Annotated in this window: 20 protein-coding genes; 16 read left to right on the top strand and 4 right to left on the bottom strand. The window is 38.6% G+C overall.

Annotation, left to right across the window (positions count from 1 at the left end):
* The first annotated feature begins 7 nt into the window (after nt 1-7).
* The 9 genes from AZE41_RS15055 to AZE41_RS15015 all read left to right on the top strand — a co-directional run bounded on the left by AZE41_RS15055 (nt 8) and on the right by AZE41_RS15015 (nt 10,217).
* Complete coding sequence (locus tag AZE41_RS15055; protein WP_067211031.1) at nt 8-898, top strand: response regulator; 891 nt, start codon at nt 8-10, stop codon at nt 896-898.
* Between the two features lie 182 nt (nt 899-1,080).
* Nucleotides 1,081-2,361 (top strand): cation:dicarboxylate symporter family transporter, encoded by a 1,281-nt coding sequence (locus AZE41_RS15050; RefSeq protein WP_067211029.1) that lies wholly within the window; start codon nt 1,081-1,083, stop codon nt 2,359-2,361.
* 748 nt (nt 2,362-3,109) lie between these two features.
* On the top strand, nt 3,110-4,066 hold the full coding sequence (locus tag AZE41_RS15045; protein ID WP_067211027.1) for a sugar kinase: 957 nt from the start codon (nt 3,110-3,112) through the stop codon (nt 4,064-4,066).
* Nucleotides 4,067-4,076: 10 nt separating this feature from the next.
* Nucleotides 4,077-5,096, top strand: a complete 1,020-nt coding sequence (locus AZE41_RS15040; RefSeq protein WP_067211024.1) for a zinc-binding alcohol dehydrogenase family protein — start codon at nt 4,077-4,079, stop codon at nt 5,094-5,096.
* A 15-nt stretch (nt 5,097-5,111) separates the two neighbouring features.
* A complete protein-coding gene (locus AZE41_RS15035; protein ID WP_067211021.1) occupies nt 5,112-5,732 on the top strand; it encodes a bifunctional 2-keto-4-hydroxyglutarate aldolase/2-keto-3-deoxy-6-phosphogluconate aldolase in 621 nt (206 codons plus the stop codon).
* A gap of 13 nt (nt 5,733-5,745) precedes the next feature.
* A complete protein-coding gene (gene uxuA / locus AZE41_RS15030; protein ID WP_067211018.1) occupies nt 5,746-6,822 on the top strand; it encodes a mannonate dehydratase in 1,077 nt (358 codons plus the stop codon).
* The gene (locus AZE41_RS15025) at nt 6,819-7,655 is read left to right on the top strand and encodes an SDR family oxidoreductase (protein ID WP_067211015.1); all 837 of its coding nucleotides are present in this window, start codon (nt 6,819-6,821) and stop codon (nt 7,653-7,655) included. The genes uxuA and AZE41_RS15025 overlap by 4 nt, the downstream gene beginning before the upstream one ends.
* Nucleotides 7,656-7,687: 32 nt before the next feature.
* Nucleotides 7,688-8,689 carry a LacI family DNA-binding transcriptional regulator gene (locus AZE41_RS15020; RefSeq protein WP_067211013.1) on the top strand — a complete coding sequence of 334 codons (1,002 nt, stop codon included), beginning with the start codon at nt 7,688-7,690 and terminating at the stop codon, nt 8,687-8,689.
* A 175-nt stretch (nt 8,690-8,864) separates the two neighbouring features.
* A complete protein-coding gene (locus AZE41_RS15015) occupies nt 8,865-10,217 on the top strand; it encodes a gluconate:H+ symporter (protein WP_067211010.1) in 1,353 nt (450 codons plus the stop codon).
* Between the two features lie 956 nt (nt 10,218-11,173).
* Here the strand turns inward: AZE41_RS15015 and AZE41_RS15010 are convergent.
* Nucleotides 11,174-11,968 (bottom strand): STAS domain-containing protein, encoded by a 795-nt coding sequence (locus tag AZE41_RS15010; protein ID WP_197485329.1) that lies wholly within the window; start codon nt 11,966-11,968, stop codon nt 11,174-11,176.
* 697 nt (nt 11,969-12,665) lie between these two features.
* Nucleotides 12,666-13,007 (bottom strand): hypothetical protein, encoded by a 342-nt coding sequence (locus AZE41_RS15005; protein WP_067211005.1) that lies wholly within the window; start codon nt 13,005-13,007, stop codon nt 12,666-12,668.
* Between the two features lie 397 nt (nt 13,008-13,404).
* Here AZE41_RS15005 and AZE41_RS15000 point away from each other — a divergent pair, with 397 nt between their 5' ends.
* Entirely contained in the window at nt 13,405-15,555 is a 2,151-nt protein-coding gene (locus tag AZE41_RS15000) for a transglycosylase domain-containing protein (RefSeq protein ID WP_082786830.1), read from the top strand.
* Between the two features lie 255 nt (nt 15,556-15,810).
* Here AZE41_RS15000 and AZE41_RS14995 read toward each other — a convergent pair whose 3' ends face one another.
* Nucleotides 15,811-16,425 (bottom strand): SDR family oxidoreductase, encoded by a 615-nt coding sequence (locus AZE41_RS14995; RefSeq protein WP_067210999.1) that lies wholly within the window; start codon nt 16,423-16,425, stop codon nt 15,811-15,813.
* Between the two features lie 134 nt (nt 16,426-16,559).
* Entirely contained in the window at nt 16,560-17,717 is a 1,158-nt protein-coding gene (locus AZE41_RS14990) for a M20 family metallopeptidase (RefSeq protein ID WP_231885691.1), read from the bottom strand.
* Between the two features lie 168 nt (nt 17,718-17,885).
* On the opposite strand from AZE41_RS14990, the gene AZE41_RS14985 reads away from it, so the two are divergent.
* The 6 genes from AZE41_RS14985 to AZE41_RS14960 are packed head-to-tail and all read left to right on the top strand — an operon-like array spanning nt 17,886 to nt 24,920.
* A complete protein-coding gene (locus tag AZE41_RS14985) occupies nt 17,886-19,259 on the top strand; it encodes a M20/M25/M40 family metallo-hydrolase (RefSeq protein WP_067210997.1) in 1,374 nt (457 codons plus the stop codon).
* A gap of 1 nt (nt 19,260) precedes the next feature.
* Nucleotides 19,261-20,481, top strand: coding sequence for a M20 metallopeptidase family protein (locus AZE41_RS14980; protein WP_231885690.1), 1,221 nt, complete (start codon nt 19,261-19,263; stop codon nt 20,479-20,481).
* A gap of 14 nt (nt 20,482-20,495) precedes the next feature.
* Nucleotides 20,496-22,061, top strand: coding sequence for an ABC transporter substrate-binding protein (locus AZE41_RS14975; RefSeq protein ID WP_067210991.1), 1,566 nt, complete (start codon nt 20,496-20,498; stop codon nt 22,059-22,061).
* 48 nt (nt 22,062-22,109) lie between these two features.
* On the top strand, nt 22,110-23,024 hold the full coding sequence (locus AZE41_RS14970) for an ABC transporter permease (RefSeq protein WP_067210989.1): 915 nt from the start codon (nt 22,110-22,112) through the stop codon (nt 23,022-23,024).
* A gap of 42 nt (nt 23,025-23,066) precedes the next feature.
* Nucleotides 23,067-23,942, top strand: coding sequence for an ABC transporter permease (locus AZE41_RS14965; protein ID WP_231885841.1), 876 nt, complete (start codon nt 23,067-23,069; stop codon nt 23,940-23,942).
* A 15-nt stretch (nt 23,943-23,957) separates the two neighbouring features.
* A complete protein-coding gene (locus AZE41_RS14960) occupies nt 23,958-24,920 on the top strand; it encodes an ABC transporter ATP-binding protein (RefSeq protein ID WP_067210984.1) in 963 nt (320 codons plus the stop codon).

Genomic DNA, 24,920 nt, shown 5'->3' with positions numbered 1-24,920 from the left:
AATCAAGTTGCGCTATTTTATTATAGATGACGATACGGCCAGTCGGAAAATGTTGGCGAAAATAATTACGGAAGGTGAATTAGGTGTTGTCATTGGTGAGGCGGAAAGCGGAGTCAAATCACTCTCACTTGTCCATTCAACAAACCCAGATTTTGTCTTGATCGATTTATTAATGCCTGAGCTTGATGGAATCGAAACGATGGAACATTTAAGAACACTGGGATTCCAAGGCCAATTCATTATGATTTCTCAAATTGTAAATAAGGAAATGGTAGGGGAAGCTTATGAAAAAGGTGTTGAGTTCTTTATACATAAACCAATTAATCGTGTTGAAGTGCAGAGCATCCTAAGGAAAATGTCAGAACAGTTCCGGCTGAAAAATTCGTTAATGTCTATTCGAGAATCATTAGCTCATATCGGTTCAACTGGAGTTTTACCGAAGAGGAAGAGCGTAAAAGAAATTGTTTATTCATTGTTAAATGAGTTAGGTATTATCAGCGAACCAGGTAGTGAGGATATGGTTTTGATGATGGAGTTTTTAATGAATCGTAAAGAGTCGAGCACTCAATTTCCTTCATTGAAAGATCTTTATGAGGCTGTAGCTAGTTCAAATACAACAGAGAACAAGGATATAAAGAAAGAAAGTAAGTCGATTGAACAACGAATCCGGAGAACGATCCTGACAGCAGTCACGAATTTGGCTTCATTAGGGTCAATCGATTATATGAATCCGAAGTTTGAATATTATGCGCCTCGCTATTTTGAATTTGAGGAAATACGGCGACGGATGAAAGAAATTGATCAAAACAGTAATGAATCAACGAAAGTGAAAATAAATATAAAGAAATTCCTTCAAGTGATGTACTTTGATACGGTTGAAAAACACAATCAATCTTAACGTACAAAACTAAGTTCATTAGGAAGAATACTGTAGTTATTACATTACGAAGAAGGTTTTAACTAATCTATTAAAACAAAATGTCGGATTTTGTCGGATTTTATAATGCCCACATATAATTGCTTACAAGTTCTAAAAAACGAATTCGTAAGCGTTTTCATATTTTGAAAAGAGGTGGGTACATGAAAAAATTTAAATTTACATTGGCGTATCAAATTTTACTAGGTTTAATATTAGGAATTACAGTCGGAGCAGTTTTCTTTGGCAACCCTGCAGTTGAAAAGTATCTGCAACCCATAGGGGACATGTTTATCCGGATGATTAAAATGATTGTTGTTCCCATTATTATTTCAACTTTAATCGTTGGGGTTGCGGGTACAGGGGATTTGAAAAAATTAGGTAAACTCGGTGGTAAAACACTCCTTTACTTTGAAATTGTTACAACAGTTGCGATTATTGTTGGTTTGTTAGCAGCAAATCTATTTAAACCAGGTGTCGGTTTGGATATCTCTACAATGGAAAAAGGGGATATTTCACAATACGTACAAACAACTGAAGAAGTATCGAATAATGGCATTATGGATATTATCGTGAACATTGTTCCGAGCAATATTATCCAGTCGATGGCTGAGGGTGACATGCTCGCAATTATTTTCTTCTCTGTCCTATTTGGTTTAGGTGTTGCGGCAATTGGTAAGAGAGGGGAGCCAATACTTGCCTTCTTCCAGGGAACCGCAGATGCGATGTTCTGGGTAACGAATCTTATTATGAAATTTGCCCCATTTGGTGTGTTTGCATTAATCGGTGTAACGGTTTCAAAATTTGGACTAGAATCCTTAATTCCGCTCGGGAAATTACTCGTTCTGGTGTACGCAGTTATGGCGTTCTTTGTAATAGTGGTACTAGGAGCTATTGCTAAAATGTGCGGGACAAGCGTTTTCCACCTTATCAAAGTCTTGAAAGATGAGCTATTGTTGGCTTATTCCACATCAAGTTCGGAAACGGTATTACCAAAAGTGATGGAGAAAATGGAGAAATTCGGATGTCCGAAAGACATTGTTTCCTTTGTCATCCCAACAGGCTATTCCTTTAACTTGGATGGCTCTACACTTTATCAAGCACTTGCAGCGATCTTCATTGCACAAATGTATGGAATTGAATTAAGTATTATGCAACAAATTACGTTGATGGTCGTGTTAATGGTTACTTCTAAAGGGATTGCGGGTGTACCTGGCGTTTCCTTCGTTGTACTACTCGCGACGCTTGGAACTGTGGGAATTCCGCTTGAAGGACTTGCCTTCATTGCTGGGATTGACAGAATTCTAGATATGGCAAGAACAGTTGTCAATGTAATCGGTAACTCATTGGCAGTCGTTGTAATGTCCAAGTGGGAAGGTCGATTTGATGGCGGTATGGAGAAAGAATACATGGCGACAATTGGTAAACCTAGCGTAAGCCAATAAGAAATCGTCAATACCAAACACTATAGTACACAAAAAAGCATGGCCCTCAAACTAAGAGGACCATGCTTTTTTTCCATTCCCCAATAAAGGGGGTGCACTCGGAAAATTTGATAGTTTTTTCAATCATACAAACTGTTCTTTCTGACGAATAATCATGTAACTCTCGTCAGTGCAGTTTGATAGGGCTGACTCAATTAGCCAGTTCGGCGATGCAGTCGCAAGATGGTTGGTACGCGATCTGCTTTTTGAAGTCAGTCTTCAAGTTGCACTTCCACAAAAAACGTAACGCTTACTGCTTAGTAAACACATAGAGATTGGAACCTAATCACTCGGTTCTTGAAAAGTGTACCTATCGCCAGCAAAGCAAATTTTCCGCCAAGGCTGTGCAATTCATCGTCCGATTCGCCTGTAGGTTACTCGTCTACTAAGGTTCATCTTCCGGTAGTTCCGCCTTGTAATCTAACTATACCCAGCTTAAATTAAGATAAACCACTTTACACAGAAAACTTTTTCACAACTATATGTTGAATAAATGAATACCTTATAAACTGAACGAATCTGTAGATAGCATTCTCTAAAAACCACTTGAAAATTAAGCTTAAGAAAGAGAGTTTTTAGATTTCATAAACTAATGCTTGATTATGTAAGCCTTTTCATTGTATAATTTACTAAACCGATTTAGTAAACCGTTTTATTGAATTAATTATAGAACTAATAGCAGCTCGAATTGGCATAAAGGAGGAATTATGTGTCTTTAAATTTTAGTATTCTAACACTTGGTGATGGTCTTATTACGATGAATCCGGCAGATACTGGTCCTTTACGATTTGTAACAAATTTTTCTCGTAAAGTGGGCGGGGCAGAATTGAATTTTGCAATTGGATGCTCTCGTCTTGGTCTTAAGTCAAAATGGGTGAGCCGTTTAGGAAATGACGAGTTTGGACGGGTCATTTACAATTTCGCGCGTGGTGAAGGCATCGATGTGACGAATGTCGAACTCATGGATGGGTATCCTACCTCGCTAAACTTTAAAGAAATTCAAGAAGACGGTTCGGGCAAGACGTTTTATTATCGTCATCAGTCTCCTATGCTTACAATGGAGCCAAAAGATATTACGAAAGACATGTTTGAAGGAGTTGATGTGATTCATCTCACCGGCGTGTTTTTATCGATAAATCCAAAAAATATTGAAATCGTGAAACAAGTTCTTGAAATTGCAAAAGAAGCACGAATTCCAGTCTCATTTGATCCGAATCTACGGTTGAAAATGTGGACGATTGAAGAAGCAAGAGCGACGTTTATGCAAATATTCCCGTATGTAGATATTCTCTTGACAGGACTCGATGAAATCGAACTAATTCTTGAAGATTCTTCAGATGAAGCACTAATTGACTGTGCAAAGCGTTTCCAAATAAATCAGTTCGTGATAAAAGATGGTGCAAACGGTTCAAGAGTTCTCACGGATGGTACTTGGTATGAAAAAGAAGCATTTAAAGTCAATCCTGTGGACACAGTTGGTGCAGGTGATGGATACGATGCAGGTTATATCTACGCATATTTGAATGGGTTTTCTCCGCAAGAAAGACTTGAATTGGCAAATGGCGTCGGAGCTCTTGTTACAACTGTATCCGGGGACAATGAAGGACTTCCTTACTTAGAAGAAGTATTACCCTTCATCCGACAAGAAAAAGGTATCGAAAGGTGAGGTGGACAAGATGAAAGCTGTTCAAGTCAGGAAAGCGTATGACCTTGTCATCAATGAAGTCGAACAACCTAAACTAGTTTCTACTACGGATGTACTGGTGAAAACGAAGCGCGTAGGGATTTGTGGATCGGATATGCATATCTACCACGGAACAAATCCGCTTGCGACATTGCCGCGCGTGGTCGGGCATGAAGTAACGGGCGAAGTGGTGGAAACGGGAGTGGATGTCACAACGCTTAAAGTCGGAGACCATGTCGTCGTAGAACCGATTAGTTACTGCGGCGAATGTTACGCATGCCGCAAAGGACGTCCGAATGTCTGTGAACAACTATCGGTGTTTGGCGTGCATGAAGACGGTGGGATGAGAGAGTATTTCGTTCTTCCTGAAAAGCAACTCCACGCAGTCGATTCAACGCTTGATTGGAACGAAGCTGTTATGGCGGAGCCTTACACAATCGGCGCTCAAGCGACATGGAGAGGTCAAGTTGGGAAAGGTGATACGGTTCTTATCCAAGGAGCAGGACCGATCGGAATTTGTATCTTGAAATTCGCCAAACTACAAGGTGCATCTGTTATGATGACCGATTTAAGCGAAGAACGTTTGGCATTCGCAAGGGAAAATGGAGCGGATAGGACAGTTCAAGTTGGGTCGGAAGATGTGAAAGAGCGCGTGAAAGAGTGGACGCAAGGCGAAGGCGCAAACGTCGTCATTGATGCAGTGTGTCTGCCGATGACATTCGAACTGGGGATTGACGTAGTTTCGCCAGCTGGAACGGTTGTTGTCCTTGGTTTCGATGAAAGACCGGCTCAAATTCCACAGTTATTAATAACAAAAAAAGAAATAACCATTGTTGGCTCAAGATTGCAAACGAACCAAATGCCAAGAGTTGTTGAATTGTTAAACACAGGGAAACTTCGCCACGATGGATTAATCACACATACATTTGCACTTGCTGATGTGCAAGAAGCATTTACATTTGTGGAGAATAATCCAGATAAAGTTCGCAAAGCTGTTATTGTATTCGACTAAGGGAGGCTAACAATCATGTCAAAGTTTGAAACTCATGCACAAATAGCGGAATCTAAAGTTGTCGCGGTCATTCGCGGAAGTGATGCAGAGGAAGCCATCCAGTTGTCAAAAGCAGCTGCTGAAGGTGGTATTCGAGCAATCGAATTGACGTATACGACGCCAAACGTTCAAAAAGTGTTCGAAGAGTTGCAATATGAGGACATCCTTTTAGGGGCAGGAACAGTTTTAGACCCCGAAACCGCACGTCATGCCATTTTGGCTGGTGCGAAGTTCGTCGTAAGTCCTCATTTCAATAAAGACGTTGCACGTATTTGCAACCGTTACGGCATTCCGTATTTCCCGGGTTGTATGACGATTCGTGAAATGGTGGAAGCGCTTGAATCAGGTTGTGACGTATTGAAACTGTTCCCTGCAAACGACTTTAAGCCGTCATTCATTAAGTCAGTGAACGGGCCATTACCGCAAGTGAAGATTATGCCAACAGGTGGTATCAATCTGGACAATATAAATGAGTGGCTTGCTGCGGGTGCAGTTGCTGTTGGAATCGGTAGTGATTTAAATAAAGCATACAAAACGGGTGGGTACGAAGCAGTAGTGGAACTGAGTAAACAATATATAAACAAAATTTCACAATAAAAGGAGTGGCATAATGAATATTACATTTCGTTGGTATGGAAGAGACAATGACACTGTCACACTCGACCACATAAGGCAGATTCCTGGCACAAAAGGTATTGTATGGGCATTGCACCAAGTGCCTGCCGGAGAAGTTTGGAAAAAAGAAGCCATTAAAGAAGAAGTCGATTACATTAAATCATTCGGTTTCCATGCGGATGTTGTTGAAAGTGTAAACGTTCATGAAGCTATCAAAATTGGCAATGAAGATCGTGCTAAATACATTGAAAATTATAAAGAGACAATCCGTAATCTTTCAGAGTTCGGCGTTAAAGTTATCTGTTACAACTTCATGCCAATATTTGACTGGACACGTACGGAAATGTTCCATCCGCTAGAAGACGGATCTACAGCGTTATTTTATGAAAAGGCAAAAGTAGATGGCCTTGATCCAAAAGAGTTAATCCGGACAGTAAGTGAAGCTTCAGATCTGACGCTTCCAGGTTGGGAACCGGAGAAATTGGATAAGATTACAGATCTTTTCGAAGCATACAAACAAGTGGACGAAGAGCAACTTTGGGCAAATCTTGAGATTTTCTTAAAAGAGATCTTACCTGTTGCAGAAGCTTGCGGCATAAAAATGGCGATTCACCCGGATGATCCACCTTGGTCGATTTTCGGTCTGCCACGCATTATGACAGGTCCAGAAAGTTACGAAAGACTGATTGCTATTTCTGACTCCGAGTCAAATGCATTTACAATGTGTACGGGCTCAATGGGCGCAAATCCGGAGAATGATATGGTTCAAGTCGCGAAGAAATACGCTTCACGTGCTCCATTCTCGCATATCCGTAATGTGAAAATTTATGATAACGGTGATTTCGTAGAAACATCTCATTATACGCAAGATGGCTCAATTGACGTAAAAGGTGTCGTCGAAGAACTAAATAGGCAGAACTACGATGGATACGTCAGACCTGACCATGGTCGCCATATCTGGGGAGAAGTTTGCCGACCAGGTTACGGATTGTATGACCGTGCTTTAGGCATCATGTATTTATTAGGATTATGGGACGCATATGAAACGAAAAAAGCGAATGGTGAATCATGATTCCAATTCATAACAACCTAAATGGACGGGTAGCCGTCATAACAGGTGGCAGTGGTGTTTTATGTTCAGAAATGGCGCGTGAATTAGCGCGCCAAGGTGTTAAAGTGGTAATTCTAAACCGCGACGCTGAAAAAGGTCAGAAAATCGTTGACAGCATTAAAGAAGCTGGAGGTACAGCCATTGCATTAGCGGCGGATGTGCTGGATAGAGCATCATTGGAGCGTGCACGGGTTGAAACCGTTAAACAATTCGGCCAAGTAGATTTGCTCATTAACGGAGCAGGTGGCAATCATGCTGATGCGATAACCGATCCGGAGATCTATGATGAACAAGAAGAGGGTAAAACTTTTTTCGATTTGGATGAAAACGGTTTTTCTGAAGTGTTTTCTACAAACTTTACCGGTACTTTTTTGGCAACACAAGTATTCGGAAAAGAACTATTAAAATCAGAAACACCTTCTATATTGAATCTCTCATCAATGAGTTCATATACGCCATTGACGAAAGTACCAGCGTACAGTGCAGCAAAAGCATCTATCAATAATTTTACGATGTGGCTAGCTGTTCACTTCGCGGAAACAGGGATGAGAGTAAATGCGATTGCTCCTGGTTTTTTCCTAACAACTCAAAATCGTGGTCTGCTGCTCAATGAAGACGGTAGCCATACTGCACGGTCAACTAAAATTATTGCAGCCACACCGATGAAACGATTTGGTAAACCTGAAGATTTACTTGGTGCAATGCTGTTTCTTGTTGATGAATCGTGTTCTGGTTTTGTTACAGGAACAACAATTCAAGTAGATGGAGGCTTCATGGCTTACTCCGGTGTATAATGGTGTAAAGTTAGATAATGGAGTTGGATCATTTGAAGAACATAACAATCGCGGATGTAGCAAAATTAGCAGGGGTATCTAAAAGTACAGTTTCTCAATTTTTAAATAAACGATATGAGTATATGAGTGAGCTTACACGAGAACGAATTGAATTGGCAGTCGAAGAATTGGATTATCGTCCAAACATAGTAGCGCGCAGTTTAACGCAGAAGTCTACTTTTACCGTCGGTGTCATTGTCGCAAATATACTTCATTCGTTCTCTACTCATATTATCCGGGCGATTGAAAACAAGTTTTATGAACATGGTTTTCATATAATTGTCTGTAATGCGGATGATGAACCGGAAAAAGAAAAGGAATATATCGAAATGCTCATGGCGAAACAAGTGGATGGGATTATCATATTTCCAACAGGTGGGAATATCGACTTATACAAAAGAATGAAAAAATCTGGTTTTCCACTTGTTTTTATGGACAGGACAATCGCGGATCTCGGGATTGAAACTGTTCTACTCGATAACGATAAAGCGGCAGAATTGGCTGTTAACCATTTCGCTGAAAGCGGTTACAGCAAGATTGCCATTGTTACTACGTCGATCATTAGAAATATAAGTCCGCGAATTGAACGTATTCAAGGATATAAAAGAGCGTTAGTGAGTCATCAGTTGAATGTAAACGCAGACTATGTGAAGACAGCTGACTCGGATGCCATATCATCGGCTCTTGATGAATTGTTCGAGCTTGTTGCTCCACCAGAGGCCATATTGGCGGGGAATGATTTCGTGCTCATGGAAGTACTGAAGTATATAAAAAATCATAATTTAATAATCCCGGCAGATGTAGCTGTTATCGGTATTGATGACGTACCATTTGCTAGTTTTTATACACCCTCAATTACGACCATTTCACAGCCGATGATTGAAATGGCTAATCTAGCTGTTAAATTACTCATGAAGCAAATGAATGAAAAAGAACACGGGGAACCTGAGGTATATCGTTTACAACCAACGTTAATTGCAAGAGGATCTTGTTGATGCAGTCTGCCGAAGGATGATTACCGTTGCTAGTTATGATAAAACAGGTTAGTACATAAAATCACAATTGGTAGCATCAATTGCTGTATATCAAAGAAATAGAGATGAACTCTAGAATAGTAGCGAACATCTTTTAAAACTATACCAACACTGTAGTTAACAGGGGGAGAAAGTTATGCCATTAGTAATTGTCGCTTTAGGGATTATTGTTTTACTCATATTAATCATGAAATTTAATATAAATACATTTATTTCATTAGTGGTTGTTTCATTCTTAATCGCTTTAGCTTTAGGTATGCCAATAAATGAGATTGTTAAATCAATTGAAACTGGCATGGGGGGAACGTTAGGTAGTATCGCATTAGTCTTTGGGTTAGGAGCGATTCTTGGTAAGCTAATCGCCGATTCTGGTGGTGCTCAACGTATTGCAATGACGTTGATTGAAAAATTCGGATTGAAGTATATCCAATGGGCTGTTGTAGTGGCCTCATTTATACTAGGGATTGCATTGTTCTTTGAAGTAGGTCTAGTATTATTAATTCCAATCGTTTATCAAATTTCTAAGCAAATAAAAGTACCGTTTTTATACTTAGGACTTCCAATGTCGGCCGCGTTATCAGCTACACATGCATTTTTACCGCCACATCCAGGTCCTACAGTTATTGCCAATGAATTCGGCGCAAACGTAGGATTGGTATTGCTTTACGGTTTCCTAATCGCAATTCCAATCGTCATTATCGCGGGTCCTATATTCACAAAGTTCGCGAAAAAATTTGTACCAAAAGCTTTTGATAAAGATAGTACAAGCGGTAGTATTGCTTCGATAGGGGAAACAAAACAATTTAAACTAGAAGATACACCAGGATTTGGTATCAGTGCTTTCACGGCATTATTCCCGGTTATTTTAATGGCTTTCTCAACAATCGTCAAATTGTCTAGAGACGCAAATGATACGGAAAACGTGTTTTTTGACCTAGTTACAATGATTGGATCTCCAACAACTGTTATGTTGCTGTCTGTATTACTGGCAATCTATACAATGGGTATCGCACGGAAAATTCCAATGAAACAGCTTATGGAATCAGCAGAAAACGCAGTCAGAGCTATTGGTATGATGTTACTAATTCTTGGTGCAGGTGGCGCACTTAAGCAAGTATTGATCAATGGTGGAGTTGGCGATTATGTCGCTGTCCTTTTTGAAGGTAGTGCAATATCACCGTTAATTTTAGCTTGGCTGATTGCTGCTGTTATAAGAGTAGCACAGGGATCGGCAACGGTTGCAGCATTAACGACAGCTGGACTCGTCATTCCAATGATGGCAGGTACAGATGTCAATTTAGAATTAATGGTATTAGCAACAGGTGCAGGTAGTATCATTGCTTCACACGTTAACGATACTGGTTTCTGGATTGTTAAAGAGTCCTTTGGCTTAACGATGAAAGAAACATTCGCAACTTGGACTGTGCTAGAAACTGTTATTTCAGTGAGTGGTCTCGGTTTCGTTTTACTTCTAAGCTTATTTGTTTAATAGGGGTATGAAATTAAAAGAATATAAAAAGAGGAACTGTCCGGAAGGCTGGATGTCATTCAGCTTTTGCGGGCAGTTTTTTTTCAGGTAGTGATAGTTCCATAAACAAGAAAAAAGCATGATCCTTATACAAAGGGGATCATGCTTTTTCCATACCCCGATAAAAGGGGGGTGCACTCGGAAAATTTGATAGTTTTTAATCACACAAACTGTTCTTTCTGACGAATAATCATGTAACTCTCGTCAGTGCAGTTTGATAGGGCTGACTCAATTAGCCATTCCGGCTATGCAGTCGCAAGATGGTTGGTACGCGATCTGCCCTTTTGAAATCAGTCATCAAGTTGCACTTTCACAAAAAACGTAACGCTTACTGCTTGGTTAACACATTAGAATTGGAACCTGATAACACGGTTCTTAAAAAAGTGTACCTATCGTCAGCAAAGCAAATTTTCCGCCAAGGCTGTGCAGTTCATCGTCGGAATCACTTGTAGGTTACTCGTCTACTAAGGTTCATCCTTCGGTAGTTTCGCCTTGTAGTTTATGGATACCCGTGTTGCATTAAGATAAACCACATTGAGTAAAAATATTTAAACTTGCAAAGTTATGGTAAGTGTACAGATCTTTGAAAAACCCTTCGAGTAAAAAGATTCAAGATCTACATTCTATATGGGGATTGCTATGATTTGGTATTCGGGGAGAGGATGGTGACTAAAGAGTGAAAATTAATATGCGTTTATCGTAAAGATAGTGATTGTCATGCGGTTTGCACTTATGGTTGCTGTGTAGAAACAATCGTGACTATCACGACTACTTGCCAGCACAGCTACCGTTTCTTAGGTATTCATACGGAAAATATTTAGTCAGATTCATGCAGTTAAGATTTTTCTTTTGATTTAAATGAGTAAAAAGAATAACATGATTTCAATTAACCGGGAGATGTGGATTTTTTCACCTACTTACACTTGTTCTTTTTTATCAAACGTCTCCAAGAACTGTTGAACGTTACCATAGGTTTTCAAGTTCTTTGTATTTATGCCTAGCTCTACAGTGGTCATGGCTAATTGCGGTCTTACACCTGTAATAACAGTTTCAATTCCGAGCAACTTTAAGATATCGATTATTTGAAAAACATGTTGAGCGACATAGGTATCAATCGCATGAATTCCTGAAAAATCAATTACCAACAACTCGATATTTAACTTTGTTACTTTCGGAATTACGGTATTTGTAATGTAAGCCGATCTTTCTTCACTAAAGTCACCAATTAGGGGCAAAATTGCAATACCATCTCTAATTGGAACAATGGGTGCAGCTAGTTGCAAAATTTCTTTTTCAATTGCTTTAATTACTTTTTGATTACTTTCATTAAACTTTTTCGTAGTGTTACGAATTGCATCGTCAAAAACAAATGTAATTTTCTCGTAAAGTTTAGCTACTCCTTCTGTATCATATTGCTCCAGTAGCCCCTTTTTTTGAATTTCTTGCATAAGAGACAGGCGAAAAGTACTTATTATTTCGATAGTATCTTTAAGTAAAGTACCATCTTTGTAATAGTAGTTATCGATGTCATATTCTAAATTCATATCCTCTATTTCTTCATTACTTGAAAGAAGTGTTTTTGAAAACTCGCTTATTAAAACTGTCAATAGCTCTTTGTGTTTTGCAATTTGCTCTTCTGTCAAATGTAAATGCAATTTAGCTATAGCTTGTTTTAAACACTTGTCCGTGAGAGCTAATTTCTCTGTCTCCATGTAAACTCCAACTGATTGCATTATTTGTCCATTCCTCTCTCATTTCGGGTAGCCACTTATAGAAGTTTCCCTGTGTTATGCTAACTTTTTATATTTCAGTAGGGAAGGAAATGACAACTCTATTCCTAGTATTTGGTGTTGTTTAACGAATACCCTTTTCAGGATAAACGTAACTTAGTAAATAGAGGTTTCATAATTATTCCAACCCCTCCATTTTACCACAATAAACACTGGTCAGGATAATTCAGTGTGACAGACACCGAAATAATAGCAACCAAATGCTATTCCAAAGTATAGGAGAACTAGTTCTATAGCTGTGGAATCAACTGGATCTTTCATGGCATTAGACAATGAGATTAACTAAAGAAAAAACGTACGACAGCAGCGGGCTAGAGGGGCGATTGAAAGTGCTTGTAGAAATGCTGAGTCAAGCACTCCAGACAGAGCCAATAAAACTTGGTCAAACAGGAATTAGCCATAATAGCTGTGGACATCCCTTCCGTACCAGAACAACCAGGCACGCATAATGGGCGATTTACCGAACGGCCTCGAAGGCTTGCAAAAACAGGTCAAACGCTTTACCGAAAAAATGGCGAAAACCTCTTTGAGGCATTAAAAAGGTATGTCGTAGAAGAGTAAGTACATAGACAGTTACTACTTGAGCGATCAGGTGAACTGTTTTTTTCTATAAAGTCGACTATATTATATAATTTTTATAGTCTTCGTCATTAAATAAAGTAGCTGGAGAATAGGGAGCTTCTTTATCGTCATATTCACCATAAGGGAAAAGACACTGCGTGTTCTTTTCTCCAAACTGTATCGTATATGGCAATTCTAACAAAGAAAATACTTTGTGCTCTTCATCTGGAATTAGCGAAACATACAATTCATAACCTTCATCATCTGAAGGAAATAAATTCCCTTTCCCTGTACCTTTATCCAAAGCCTGATCAATAGCATTCCGAAGTTCTATTAACCCTTCTCTATTACCTACAATAATGGACTCTAAATGATGAGCATGTTGAGCGTAAACCTGCAAATAATTTAAACCTTAAATCCTCATAACAATCTCCTACTTTCTCATAATGATGCAATATTTCAAACTGACATGCCAGTAAGCCATCACCGATTGGAATCGAATCCCAATCAAGTGATGGTAAGCCTTGAAGATAGTGAATTGCAAAATAGTAAGGTTGTCGAAAATAGTGATAATCTAAATGATCTATCATATCTTGTTTCTATCACACCTCCGTGTCATGTACTGCCACCATTTGTACTCTTCAAATTGCGACCGCATTTGGCACCAAATGCGACAATGCCACTATTGATATCGTATTGGAGTTAGTTTAGTGTTGAATGTTAGGCATGCATTGTCAAGAATTATAGCTTCATAATTTTTTTGCAACAACATAGAAGGTGGTATTAGTTTGGTTAGAATGGAACGCAGGAAAAAACAGACGCGATTAAGCAGATTTAAAGAGTGGTTTAAATCAAAAAAATTCATCAATAGGCTGTTAGCAGTCTTCATGTGTATTACTTTGTTTGGGCTATTGGTATTTACTATTTTAATAACGTTTAGCGATGTAAGTAAATTGGACATTGTTGAACCAAGACCTACATATATTTATGATATAAATGGCGAGGTAGCTAGTAAAGTGTCTAACTCGAAAATAGAAGGAGTAAGTCTGGATCAAATTCCGACAGAACTCATTGAAGCCTTTGTCGCTACAGAAGACCAACATTTTTATAAGCATAATGGTATTAATTATTTTGGTATTACCAAAGCATTAATGCAAAATCTAGTTAAGGGTAAAGTTGTTGCTGGTGGTAGTACAATTACTCAACAGCTTTCGAAAAATGTATTTCTAACAACGGAACGCACGTATACGCGTAAATTCAAAGAACTAATATTCACAAAGAAAATCGAAAGAAAGTACTCAAAAGATGAAATCATGGAACGCTATCTAAATCAAATCTATTTTGGGGAAGGCGCATGGGGCATTCAGAGAGCAGCACATGTCTATTTTGGTAAAGATGTGAGTGAACTAACATTAAACGAATCAGCTACACTAGCTGGACTAGTCAAAGCTCCGTCTAACTTATCGCCCTATAAAAACATGGAAAAAGCGCTTGACCGAAGAAATATCGTGCTGTCGTTAATGAAGAGCGAAGGCTACATCAGTCAGCAGGATTTGGATAAAAACCTTGATCAACCGATCGTATTAACGGATAAAGAGACGATAGATTATAAAGGGAAATATCCGTATTATGTGGACTATCTTATCGAGGAAGCAGTAAATATGTACGGTTTGACTGAGAATGAGGTGTTGTCTGGGGGACTTCACATTTATACCGAACTTAATCCTGTTATTCAGGACGCTACGGAAGAAGTCTATCAGAATGAAAACAATTTTCCAGTTAGCAAGCCCGATCAACTTATTCAAAGTGGATCCGTATTTCTTAATCCTAAAACGGGTGGTATTAGCGCGTTAGTTGGAGGAAGAGGAGACTATACGTACAAACGTTTTAATAATGCGACAAATTTAGTAAGGCAACCCGGATCAGCGTTAAAACCGCTTGCTGTTTACACTGCTGCATTGGAGCAGGGGTATGACTTTGGCGATATGCTGGTTGATGAACCAATCAATATAGATGGCTACCAACCACAAAACATTGATAAACGATACCGCGGACAAGTGACACTCTATGATGCACTAATAAACTCTTATAACATACCTCCAGTTTGGCTATTAAATGAAATCGGAATTGAAAAAGGTTTTAGTACAGTTGAACGGTTTGGTGTTCCTTTAGAAAAAGAAGATCATAATCTCGGGCTAGCATTGGGGGGCTTACACCAAGGAACGTCACCCTTGTTAATGGCCCAGGCTTTTTCCGCATTTCCTAACGATGGAATAATGATGCAAGCTCATGCTATATCAGAAATAAAGGATGCAGAAGGAAAAATAATTGGTAAGTGGAGTGACAAGTCTTCGCAGGTTACAGAACCGGAAGTTGCTCAAAAGATGACGTATATGCTAAAAGGTGTTGTGGATAACGGAACAGCTAGAAATGCACAGATACCCGGAATAGACGTAGCTGGAAAAACCGGTACTACACAACTACCTTTCCCTGGTGTAGCTGGTTCAAAAGATCATTGGTTTGTTGGGTACACGCCAGATCTCGTAGGCGCGATTTGGTTAGGCTATGATAAAACAGATCAAGACCATTACTTGACAGCAACAAGTGGTGTCACAGTGACAACTATCTTCCAACAAATAGTATCTAAATCGATGAGTGAATTGCCTAATAAGGAATTTGATTTGCCATTGGTTGAAAAGAAGAAACAGAAACGAAGTAAAAGGAAAGACAACGAGCAGAAGAAAGATAAAGAAAACAAGAAGGATAAAGAGGATAAGAAAAATAAAGAGAAGAACAAGGATAAAGATAAAGATAAAGATAAAGACAAGGATAGAGACAAAGACAAAAACAAAGACAAAGACAAAGACAAAGACAAAGACAGAGGCAAAGACAAAGACAAAGACAAAGACAAAGACAAAGACAAAGACAAAGACAGAGACGATGACTAACAAAAAGACATTCAGTAAATCATGATAGTTACAATAAGCCCTCATTTTCGATACCAAGAAAATGAGGGCTTATTGTATGTTCTTTGTCTGAAATTTCCGGTTGTTCATTTAGCTAGGTACTGCATTATAGGGATTGTTGCTTTCAAGTGTATGTTTACATTTTGTCCATGACATGATTTACAATTTCACGTCCAAAGACTGTAGAACACCCTGTAATAAACTAAACCTTTTCATCTCTATCACATATCTACCTTATTAAACCCTATTTAATGCAACCGAAACCTTATCCTCACCTGAGACAAGATCAAATGAACGATTAAAAGTGTTTTCCTTCGTTAAAGTTGCTAAAATCGTCTTGGCAACGTCTTCTTGTGGAATAGATGCTGTAGGTAAATCTTCGGCAATTGAAACTTTTCCGGTACCTGGTTCATTTAGAAGACCTCCAGGCCGAATAATCGTATACGTTAAGCCGCTTTGTTCAAGGATTTTATCAGCATGATGTTTGGCAACCATATAATATTTTATGCTGCTCCAGTTTTCTCTTTTATTGGCATGAATCGCACTTACCATTATAAATCGTTTGACGCCAAGTATTGTAGCAGCTTCTATCGATTTAGCTGCTCCATCCAAATCGATCAAGATTGTCTTGTCTGCCCCTGTATGACCACCAGATCCCGCGGTGAAGACAAAGGCGTCACAGCCCCTTGCAGCTTCAACAATCTCCTCCACGCTTCCTTCCAAATCTGCAAGCCTTGTTTCAATACCGATTGTCTCAAAAGCCTTTGCTTGCTCTTCATTTCTAATCATGGCTCTGACTGTATGTTCATTTTTTACTAGCCGTTGTACGGCAATTTGTTTGTTTAGTGGAATGAAGGGGAAGCATGTTCTGAAAAGTCATGAACGAATATACTTCTCGATGATATTTAATCATATGTAAAAATAGAAGTTTGGCTAAGGGAATTCCTTGGTCAAACTTCTATTTTTAATATAATCAATAGATTATATTAAAGTGTTTTAGTTCGGCTTACAACCATGCAAAATTCTGCGATAAAAGCACATTTTTCTGCAAAGGAATTGAATTGGATATGTTCGTTTCTCGCATGTGCACCATCTCCTGGAATTCCAAGTCCATCTATTGTTGGAATTCCTAACTGAGATGTGAAATTGCCGTCACTACCGCCTCCGACACTGGACTCAGTTATGTTCATACCGATTTTTTTACCTGCAATTTTCGCGAGTTCAAATAGTTTTTTATTTCCAACATTTTTTTCAAGTGGTGGTCTGTTTACTCCACCTGATATTAATAGTGAGAACCGATCATCTTCAGTTGTAAGGGTTTTAAATAATTGTTCAATCCGTTTACCTTCAGCATCGGATGTAAATCTAAAATCGACTTCAATTCTCGCTTTTTCCGGAACTACATTACTAGTTGAACCGCCATTTATTGTTCCTACGTTTACGGTAGTTCCTCGAGAATAATCGGTCAATCCCTCAAGTTTAACAATGATTTTTGCAATTTCTACAATTGCATTTAATCCATCCTCATGATGATTACCGGCATGTGCACTTTTCCCTGTTACTTTGATTTCGAATTGACCGACACCTTTTCGTTCAGTTTTTAATGCATTTGTTTGTGACTCTGGCGGTTCCATAACAAAAACAACGTCACAAGTTTTGGCAACCGATTCAATAATTTTTTTGGAAGACTCACTTCCTGTTTCTTCATCCGAAGTAAAGAGAAAAACGGGGGTGAAAGGAAGTTCTTTTTCTACGTTTAATAAAGAATTGATAGCCCAAATAGAAGATATGAGACCAGCTTTCATATCATAAATGCCTGGACCGGATATAATGTTTTCATCTTCCACCAATTGTAATTCGCCTGCATTCCACACTGTATCATAATGGCTCATTAATAAAATTCTTGGTTTCAAGTTATTCTTCATTTCATAGAGTAGATGTGTAGCACTGTATTCTGTTGAATATTCTATTAACGTAAATCGACTGCCAAAGTGTTTGCGGAAAACCTCTTTAATTGTTAGTTCGCATTCTTTTAACAATTGTAAGTCGTGGCTAGGTGATTCAGCTTTAACAAGAGTAAGTAAATCTTGTTTTATAATATCTTCATTTGCTTTTAAAAACTCGAGATTTGTTTGCATTTTCATCCATTTCTCCTCATTTTTTATTTTTTCTATAGCATTGTTTATATTATACAGAGAAATCTAACTAATTCAATAATTGCGATAAAATCTATTGACATAATTCTGGATTCGATATAAAGTCGGTATAAGTAATTTAGGAAATTTTCCGATAAAGGTGATGAGCTTGAATTGATGAAACCTATACATGAATATATTGAAAAAAATCGTGAGTATTATTTAAATTGGCTCACAGAATTTTGCGAGATTCCAAGTGTGGCTGCCCAAAATAGAGGGATGAAGGAGAGCGTCTCTTATCTTGAGCATCTGTTTAGTAAAGCGTTCAATGTTCATGCAGAAGTTTTAGATACTGGTGGACAACCTGTTGTTTTCTCGCATTTAACAGGAGAAACAGATACAATATTAAGTTTTTATAATCATTATGATGTTCAACCGGAAGATCCAATTGAATTATGGAATACACCACCATTTGAACCAACACTTGTTGGGGATCGATTATATGCTCGCGGGATTGCTGATAATAAAGGTAACTTAATAGCACGTATGGCAGCAGTTCATGCAATTAAAGAGGTAGTTGGTGAATTGCCTATTGATATTAAATTCATCTTTGAAGGTGAAGAGGAGATTGGAAGTATTAATCTCGGAGCATTCACCGATAAACATAGTGAAAAAATTAATGCTGATGGTTGTGTGTGGGAATTTGGTTATAGGGATGCAGAGAATCGTCTTGAAGTATCGCTTGGCGTTAAAGGATTGTTATATGTTGAACTTTTTGCCAAAGGTGCAAATACAGATCTTCACTCTGCTCAAGCTTCAATTATTGGGAGTCCGGTTTGGCGATTAATTAAAGCATTGAATCTACTGAAAGATTCACAAGATCGAATATTAATTCCTGGATTTTATAATGATATTACTCCTATTTCCGAAGAAGAGTCTCGAATGATCAGACAATATAAAATAAGTGAGACTGAGTTATTGGAACACTTGGGTATTGATGAATTTATTAATAACTTAAAAGGTGAAGAATTGAAGAAAAAGCATATTTTTGAACCAACATGTAATATTTGTGGAATTCAAAGTGGATATACAGGTGAGGGATCAAAAACTGTATTGCCTTCGGAAGCGTTTGCAAAAATTGATTTTCGACTTGTACCTGGCCAACTACCAAATAAAATATTGGTATTATTGCGTACTTATCTGGATGCCGAAGGATTTAGTGATATTGGAATACGAACATTCGGTAAAGAGATTGCAGTACGTACACATCCATCTGAAATAATTGTTAAAGCTGTATTAGAGACAATTGAGGAATATACGAAACAACCACCAAATGTGATTCCGAATACGCCCGGAACTGGTCCTATGTATGAACTAACTGAAAAATTCGGTATTCCAGCAGTTTCGTTTGGAGTAGGTAATTTCACGTCCAACACACATGCACCAAATGAAAACATCCGTGTTGAAGATTTTATTGATGGAATTAAAATGATGGCATCATTTATATTCAAATATGGAGAAGAAATGGATCTTAGAAAGGGGGATAAGTAAGTTGGTCACTCAAGTTATAAATGAGAACTTTGAGAAACTCAAAGATGTACATCCGCAATTATACGAAGCAATTTTATCAAACTACGACGACCTTGTTGAAATTCGGAGAGATTTACGGCAACATCCCGAATTAGCCTTTCAAGAAGAACGAACATCTAAAGTGGTAGCTACATATCTGAGGCAATGGGGATATGAAGTGCAAGAAAGTATTGGAGGAACAGGTGTTATTGGGATTTTGAAGGGAAAAGAAGATGGACGAGTTCTTGGCTTACGTGCAGATATGGACGCTTTGCCAATGTTTGATGAAATCGATGAAAACTATCGAAGCATTCATGACGGCGTAGCTCATACATGTGGTCACGATGTCCATACGACGAATTTGTTAGGAGTTGCAAAGGTATTTTCCGAGATTGGCTTGGAAAAGGGGACGCTTAAACTAATTTTCCAACCAGCTGAAGAAATTGGGTTCGGTGCGAAAAAGATGATTGAAGACGGTGCACTCGAAAATCCAGTGATGGATATGATTGCCGGTCTACATGTCGCACCCTCATTAAAAGTTGGTGAATTTTCTGTTTCGAATGGTGTTTACAGCGGTGCTGCTGTGGATATATTCGAACTTACAGTAACAGGTAGAGGTGGACATGCAGCACATCCGCATCTAGCGGTCGACGCTGTTATGATCACTGCACAAATTCTTGTTGCACTTCAACAAATTGTAAGTCGACAAATTGATCCGCTCGATTCAGTTGTGCTCAGTGTTGGACAAATTCAAGGTGGAACAAAAGGGACGATTCTTCCTAACACAGTGACTGTAAATGGAACTGTTCGTACGTTGAATCCAAAGACAAGAGAAGTTATGGAAGAACACATGAGTCAAATCGCAGAGAACATAGCAAAAGCATTTGGAGGTTCTTGCAATTTAAATTATGATTATGTAACTCCAGCTTTAAAAAATGATGATGCGTGTAAAGCGTTTTTCGTTTCTACAACAAGATCTGCATTTGGTAAAGATGCTGTTGGTTTCTCTAATCCCTCAATGGGTGGAGAGGACTTTGCATATTTCACACAAGAAGTGCCGTCTGTATTTTTCCGGTTAGGTACGTGTTCGGGTGATTCTACTTCCAATGGAATCCATACAACTCGATTTAATGTTGATGAGAAAGCAATATTGTTTGGAATTGGTGCTTTAAGTAATTTAGCTCTATCATTTTTAAACAAATAAGAGGGGGGAAAAGAATGAAAAAGTATGTGCTAACATTTATACTCGTATTGCTTTTAATCGTTTCAGCATGTTCAAAAGACAATGATAGCTCTAGCACGGATAAAGCTAAGGATAAAGACGGGGATACAGCGGTGGAGAATGAATCAAAAATTCTAACGATCGCAAATGGGACAGATGTAACATCGTTTGATATTCATAATCATAATACGACAAGTACAGAAGCAGTGCATGTAAATATGTTCAACTACCTTGTTAAAAATGGTGGTGCGGAGGGTTTCATCTCAGATCTCGCTGAAAGTTGGGGAAATATAGATGATAATACATGGTCCTTCAAACTTAAAGAAGGCGTGAAATTCCACAATGGTGAAGAATTGACTGCAGATGATGTGAAATTCACACTGGAACGTGTCGCGAAAGACGAAACACTGCTTGAATTTGGGAGTTACAAACAAATTAAAGAAATAAAGGTAAAAAGTGATTATGAATTTGATATTATCACTGAAAATCCAGAACCAGCTTTACTAAACCGTTTGTCTAGACTTGGTTCAGGAATTCTTCCAAAAGATTATATTGAAAAAGAAGGCTGGGAGGTTTTCTTGAAAGAACCAGTTGGCTCAGGTCCATATAAATTAAAAGAGTGGAAAAGAGACGACCGACTCGTTCTAGAAGCAAATAAAGACTATTTTGGAGAAGCCCCTAAGTGGGACGAACTTGTATTTAGAGCAATTCCAGAAGATTCTACTCGCGTTTCTGAACTTCTTACTGGAGGAGTAGATATTGCTGTTAACATTCCACCAACTGATGTTGAGCGTATTGACGCAGGTGATGGTTCTTCTGTAATTACAACACCAACACAACGTGTCATGATGCTTGTACTTCGTACTGGAGAAGGGAATGTTACAGCAGATCCACTAGTACGAGAAGCAATTGATTTGGCAATTGATAAGCAGGCAATTGTAGATTCACTACTTAACGGTGCTGGTCAAGTTACACGTACACGTGTAACCCCAGGTAACGTAGGTGCAAATGAGGATCTTTTTGGTAAAACTTTGTATGATCCAGAAAAAGCAAAGGAACTTTTGGCTGAGGCTGGCTACGCAGATGGACTTGAACTTACATTAAGTGCACCAAATGGTCGTTACTTGAAAGATAAAGAAACTTCAGAATTAATGGTGGCGATGCTTGGTGAAGTTGGGATTACAGTTAAACTCGAACTCTTGGAGTGGAGTGCATTTAATGTGAAATATACAGAAAGAACATTCGGAGATATGTTCTTCATTGGTTATGGTAACTCAATGTTTGATGCTTCTCTTGCATTAGATCGTTTGCAATTTGAAAGAGCAAAAGGGGAAACCGATTATAATAACCCTGAAGCAGAGGCTTTGTTGAAAACTGCCGAGTCTAACATGAACTTGGATGAGCGCACAGAACAATATAAACTAGCACAAGCGTTTATAGCAGATGATCGTCCACAAATTTATCTATATCAACTTGAGTCAATTTACGGTGTGAATGATCGAATTGAATTTACACCTAGATTGGATGAAATGTTCTACGCAGACGATATTAAATTGAAATAAGAGGGGGATTTCCCCCTCTTTTTTTGTTAAAAGAGGAGGTACACTTGAATGAAATATTTACTTCAAAATTTGTTGAAAACGATTCCTGTCCTTCTCCTCATTACGCTAATCGTTTTTCTATTAGTTCGAGTAACGGGTGATCCTGTTTCCTTAATGCTCCCCGAAACAGCCACGGATGTAGAACGTGAATCATTAAAGGAGGCCCTTGGTTTCAATGAACCACTTCCTGTTCAATACTTTTCTTATTTAGGTGATTTAGTTAAAGGTGATTTTGGAAAATCATTACGCTATGATTCAGACGCTCTAGAACTTGTTTTAGATCGAATGCCCGCAACATTTCAGCTTGCAATTGCTTCAATGATTGTTGCAATTCTTATTTCCGTTCCGCTAGGGATACTCTCAGCTGTAAAGAGGAACAGTTTCATGGATTTGTTCATTACGAGCGGGGCCGTACTAGGAAAGGCAATGCCAAGTTTTTGGTTAGGAATTATGCTCATCTTAGTATTTGCCGTTAACTTTCAATTCTTTCCTGTATCGGGAAAAGGAGGGTTTTTGCATCTGGTTCTTCCGGCAATTACACTGGGGACAGGAATTGCTGCTGAAATGACAAGACTAATTCGTTCAAGTATGTTAGAAATTTTGGGGCAAGATTTCATCCGGACAGCCCGTAGTAAAGGATTAAGAGAGTCGATTGTCGTCAACAGACACGCATTTCGAAATGCTTTAATACCAGTTGTCACAATTATGGCTTTGCAAACATCGACATTAATCGGTGGAACACTTATTACAGAAACAGTCTTCGCGTGGCCAGGTCTAGGTCAATTACTCGTACAGGCCGTCAATTTGCGTGATATGGGCGTCGTACAAGCAGCAACATTTATAATTGCTATATTCGTAATATTAAGTAATTTAATCGCGGATCTTGTCTATAGACTCCTAGATCCAAGAATTAAGTACGATTAAGGAGGGAATTACATGACTAAAACAATTGAAAATTCTCAGTACATGCTTAATCGGAAAAAGAAGAGTAAACTTCACAACCTCTTTTTAAGACTTCTTAGAAGTAAGACTGGATTTGTCGGTCTTCTAATTGTATTAGCAATGACAGGTATGGCTGTTTTCGCTCCGATTTTAGCGATGTATGACCCTGCCAAAACGGATATTATGCATCGGCTTATTCCACCATTTTGGTTGGAAGGGGGAACAAAGGATTTCCCATTAGGAACAGATAATTTAGGCCGTGATGTATTAAGTAGAATTATTTATGGTTCAAGAATATCCTTACTGGTCGGAATTAGTGCAGTTATTCTAGCTGGATTTTTGGGGATTATCTTTGGTCTTATCGCTGGATATTATGGTAATATATGGGATTTTATAATAATGAGAACCGTCGATTCATTCCTCGCGATTCCCAACATTTTGTTTATGTTAATTATCCTCGCTGTTTTGGGGCCAAGTGTTACAACTTTAATTCTCGTACTCGGTGGAACTTCTTGGGTCGTCTACGCGAGAATGGTACGAAGTGAAACATTGAGTGTAAAAGAGAGAGATTTTGTTCGTTCTGCAAAAGCAATTGGAGCAAAGGATTACCGGATTATCGTGAAATATATTTTGCCTAACGTAATTTCATCATTTATCGTGATTGCTACATTAAATGTAGCTTCAACAATTATTTTAGAAGCGAGTTTAAGTTTCCTTGGTCTCGGCATTCAATCACCAGATGTTTCATGGGGGCTTATGTTAAGTGATGGGCGAGAGTATATTGCAACGAGTTGGTGGGTCGCTACATTCCCGGGGGTTGCAATTACTGTAACTGTTTTAGGTGTTATTTTTCTAGGTGATTGGTTGCGAGACGTGTTAGATCCAAAACTTATAGACTAATTGCGAGGTGAGATTATGTGTACTAAAATTTTGGATGTTAAAGACTTGCGTGTACGCTTTAAAACAGAAGACGGATACGTTTCAACGGTGAATGGTGTATCGTTTGTTATGAATGAAGGAGAAACGTTGGCAATTGTTGGAGAGTCAGGTAGTGGGAAAAGTGTTACCTCGCTCGCATTAATGGGAATTCTCCCTCCAAACGGTGAAGTGTACGATGGAGAAATGGTATTCAAAGAAAAAAATTTACGTACGATTAGCAAAAAAGATTACCGAACCTTACGAGGTAAAGAGATGTCCATGATTTTTCAGGAACCCATGACAGCCTTAAATCCTGTTTTTACAATTGGTTATCAATTAAGGGAAACATTAATTGTTCATAATCAATTATCAAAAGAAGTAGCACAGAAAAAAGGAATTAAAATGCTAGAACTTGTTGGAATTCCGGATGCTGAAAAAGCAATGGGGCGTTTCCCACACCAATTGTCTGGGGGGATGCGACAACGGGTGATGATTGCAATGGCATTATCATGTAATCCTAAATTGTTAATTGCGGATGAACCCACAACTGCGCTTGATGTAACGATACAGGCCCAAATTTTAACGCTTATGAGAAGTTTAAAGGAAAAAGGAAATACTGGTATTTTGATGATTACACATGACCTTGGCGTTGTTGCAGAAGTTGCAGATCGTGTCATCGTTATGTATGCAGGCGAAATTGTTGAAGAAGCACCAGTCTTTGAATTATTTGAAAATCCATTACATCCATATACACGTGGATTAATGGCGTCGATTCCCAAAATTCATGATGTTGTAGATAACCTCTATTCAATAGAGGGAACTGTACCAAATCCAGCGAATATGCCAACCGGATGTAAATTTCACCCTAGATGTCCACTTGCGGATGCTGAGTGCACGAAAATACATCCAGAGCTAGAGTATGTCAGTTCTACCCATGCGAAGCGCTGCATTAAAGTATAA

The organism is Sporosarcina psychrophila (genome assembly GCF_001590685.1).
In the GTDB taxonomy this organism is placed as follows: domain Bacteria; phylum Bacillota; class Bacilli; order Bacillales_A; family Planococcaceae; genus Sporosarcina; species Sporosarcina psychrophila.
This window is presented reverse-complemented; position numbering and strand designations above follow the sequence as displayed.

What these genes read in the sequence shown, in the direction of transcription:
- AZE41_RS15015 (WP_067211010.1), top strand. Translation starts at nt 8,865, where the DNA reads ATGCCATTAGTAATTGTCGCTTTAGGGATTATTGTTTTACTCATATTA.
- AZE41_RS15010 (WP_197485329.1), bottom strand. Translation starts at nt 11,968, where the DNA reads ATGGAGACAGAGAAATTAGCTCTCACGGACAAGTGTTTAAAACAAGCT.
- uxuA (WP_067211018.1), top strand. Translation starts at nt 5,746, where the DNA reads ATGAATATTACATTTCGTTGGTATGGAAGAGACAATGACACTGTCACA.
- AZE41_RS15040 (WP_067211024.1), top strand. Translation starts at nt 4,077, where the DNA reads ATGAAAGCTGTTCAAGTCAGGAAAGCGTATGACCTTGTCATCAATGAA.
- AZE41_RS14990 (WP_231885691.1), bottom strand. Translation starts at nt 17,717, where the DNA reads ATGAAAATGCAAACAAATCTCGAGTTTTTAAAAGCAAATGAAGATATT.
- AZE41_RS14960 (WP_067210984.1), top strand. Translation starts at nt 23,958, where the DNA reads ATGTGTACTAAAATTTTGGATGTTAAAGACTTGCGTGTACGCTTTAAA.
- AZE41_RS14975 (WP_067210991.1), top strand. Translation starts at nt 20,496, where the DNA reads ATGAAAAAGTATGTGCTAACATTTATACTCGTATTGCTTTTAATCGTT.
- AZE41_RS15050 (WP_067211029.1), top strand. Translation starts at nt 1,081, where the DNA reads ATGAAAAAATTTAAATTTACATTGGCGTATCAAATTTTACTAGGTTTA.
- AZE41_RS14965 (WP_231885841.1), top strand. Translation starts at nt 23,067, where the DNA reads ATGCTTAATCGGAAAAAGAAGAGTAAACTTCACAACCTCTTTTTAAGA.
- AZE41_RS15025 (WP_067211015.1), top strand. Translation starts at nt 6,819, where the DNA reads ATGATTCCAATTCATAACAACCTAAATGGACGGGTAGCCGTCATAACA.
- AZE41_RS15000 (WP_082786830.1), top strand. Translation starts at nt 13,405, where the DNA reads ATGGAACGCAGGAAAAAACAGACGCGATTAAGCAGATTTAAAGAGTGG.
- AZE41_RS14970 (WP_067210989.1), top strand. Translation starts at nt 22,110, where the DNA reads ATGAAATATTTACTTCAAAATTTGTTGAAAACGATTCCTGTCCTTCTC.
- AZE41_RS14985 (WP_067210997.1), top strand. Translation starts at nt 17,886, where the DNA reads ATGAAACCTATACATGAATATATTGAAAAAAATCGTGAGTATTATTTA.
- AZE41_RS15035 (WP_067211021.1), top strand. Translation starts at nt 5,112, where the DNA reads ATGTCAAAGTTTGAAACTCATGCACAAATAGCGGAATCTAAAGTTGTC.